We start from the raw sequence: 259 nt of genomic DNA, 5'->3' as shown, positions 1-259 counted from the left end.
ATCAGCAGGTTGGCGGTAAAGCCGGAGGCCACACCGGCAATGGCGGCCAGCAGGCCCGCCACCGGATGACGGCCCACCGCCAGAAAGATTAGTGCGCCCAGCGGCGGCATCACTACCAGCGCGGCATCCGAGGAGATATGGCTGAAAAAGGCGATAAACAGCACCATGTAGCTGGCATAACGGCGGCTGACGCGTGACGCCATCTTCACCATCAGCGAATGGAGCAGGCCGACCTTTTCCGCCAGTCCGGCACCAATCA

At 62.2% G+C, this 259-nt stretch carries 1 protein-coding gene; it reads right to left on the bottom strand.

Going from position 1 to position 259, the window contains the following annotated elements; all coding sequences use genetic code 11:
* Window positions 1-259, bottom strand: a 259-nt coding sequence (locus SB765_RS31030) for an AbgT family transporter (RefSeq protein ID WP_410932676.1), incomplete at both ends; no start/stop codon positions are given.

Origin of the sequence: Pseudomonas sp. SIMBA_067, from assembly GCF_046534675.1 — a bacterium.
Lineage (GTDB): Bacteria > Pseudomonadota > Gammaproteobacteria > Pseudomonadales > Pseudomonadaceae > Aquipseudomonas > Aquipseudomonas putida.
The sequence above is the reverse complement of the archived record's forward strand: the minus strand, read 5'-3'. Positions and strand labels throughout refer to the sequence as shown.